This window comes from Streptomyces sp. NPDC005070 (assembly GCF_053600395.1).
In genome coordinates this window covers 1-1,419 of record NZ_JBSFZS010000508.1, presented here as the reverse complement: position 1 = coordinate 1,419, position 1,419 = coordinate 1, and the positions used below count along the sequence as shown (strand labels likewise).

3 protein-coding genes and 1 pseudogene are annotated in these 1,419 nt (G+C 69.1%); 1 reads left to right on the top strand and 3 read right to left on the bottom strand.

All coding sequences use genetic code 11. The annotated features are described in order from the left end of the window. The 3 genes from ACWEBX_RS40670 to ACWEBX_RS40660 all read right to left on the bottom strand — a co-directional run. Positions 1-185, bottom strand: a 185-nt coding sequence (locus ACWEBX_RS40670) for a hypothetical protein (protein WP_451889718.1), incomplete at its 3' end; no start/stop codon positions are given. A gap of 113 nt (positions 186-298) precedes the next feature. Further along, a complete protein-coding gene (locus tag ACWEBX_RS40665; RefSeq protein ID WP_451889717.1) occupies positions 299-871 on the bottom strand; it encodes a chloramphenicol phosphotransferase CPT family protein in 573 nt (190 codons plus the stop codon). 10 nt (positions 872-881) lie between these two features. Further along, a complete protein-coding gene (locus ACWEBX_RS40660; protein ID WP_451889716.1) occupies positions 882-1,052 on the bottom strand; it encodes a hypothetical protein in 171 nt (56 codons plus the stop codon). 244 nt (positions 1,053-1,296) lie between these two features. Here ACWEBX_RS40660 and ACWEBX_RS40655 point away from each other — a divergent pair. Continuing rightward, positions 1,297-1,419, top strand: a pseudogene (locus ACWEBX_RS40655) (TetR/AcrR family transcriptional regulator); the annotation flags it as partial.

Below are 1,419 nucleotides of genomic sequence, written 5' to 3'. Positions count from 1 at the left end.
AGGTGGACGACACAGTCGTCGAGCGCGCGTTTGACGGTGACGACGTCCTTCAGATCGCCGGCGTCGAAGGTGATCCGCAGTCCGACCGTCTCTCCGCCGGGAACCCTCTCCTCGACTCGCAGGTCGGAGGCGGCTCGGTCCGGATCCCGTGAGACGTAGAAGACCGGGGGAACGACCAGCTTCACATCGGCTCCCCCGCTAGAGGAGCACCCCGAGAGGACGGAGGTCATGGCGGTCAACGCGAGCAGGAGGACGGCGGCAGCCCTCCTCGAACGGACAAGTCGGCCCACCTCTCGGCTCAACTCCCCTCGGGGTCAACGCGCAGGCAACGCTCACGGAGCCGGGCGAAGGCGGTCGGGCTCGGGCGAAGCGGAAGGAACTCCTTGATCTGTTCGGCGCATTCACGCGGGCTCGACGTGCCGGTGTCGCACTCCAGGTCGTAGTCGCCGTGACGGTGTACGAGGTCGTACTGGTGCGTGGCCAGGCCCGGCGGTCGGTCTCCGCGCGCCCCCTCCCGGCGCACGAGTTCCTCCAGCGGACAATGGACGCCCACGAACAGCACGTTCTCCGCCGGAAGGACCGACAGGCAGTCGAGCAACCGCCACCGCTCGCTGAGCACATGGTCCACGACGACGTCGTTGCCTACTTCGGCCATCGCGGCGATCGAGCGGTGGAAGCCCCTTCTTGTCCGCCGCAGCGCGGTCTCGAGTTCCGCCTCACCGAGGCTTCGCCTGGTGCGCATCGCGTTGAAGCCGTCCACCGCAAGATGGAAGAAGACGCCGTCGTCGAGTACGTCGAGCAGCTCGCGGGCGACACTCGATTTGCCCGAACTGGACGTGCCGTTGAGGAAGATGATGCGGCCGGCGGTCATACCGTCATGATCACACGGCGGTGGTGACCATCGCGGTGCCGCCTCCCTCGGACGCTTCCGAGCCGCCGGAGGCACGCCCGAGCACGCGGGGGCTCCCCGGGCCCGGCTCGACCTGCGCGTCGTGGACGGTCACCTGCCCCTGGAGATCACCGTCCCCGGCACCGGCGTCACCGTGGAACAACCGGACGAAGATCCGCCCACGCCGGAAGCCGCGTGATCAACGGGTTCGGCGCGGACCTCCTAGAGTGGTCTGTTGTGAGCCACGATTCGCGACCCTCGGTGGCGGCCCTCCGCCCCCACGCACCCCGTGCGCGTGACGACGCGTTCCCGTTCGCCCCGCCTCCGGTCGGACGGATCACGGGCGGAGCGCGGGTGGCCCGTACGCAGGAGAGCGATGACTCGGCGCCGGACCACGGAGCAGGGAGATGACCCGGCTCGACGGACGACTCGAACGAGGCAACCGCACCCGGCAGTTGGTGCTTGGCCGAACAGTCGACATCGCCTCGGTCGAGGGGCTGGAAGCGCTGTCCGCAGGACGGCTCGCGACC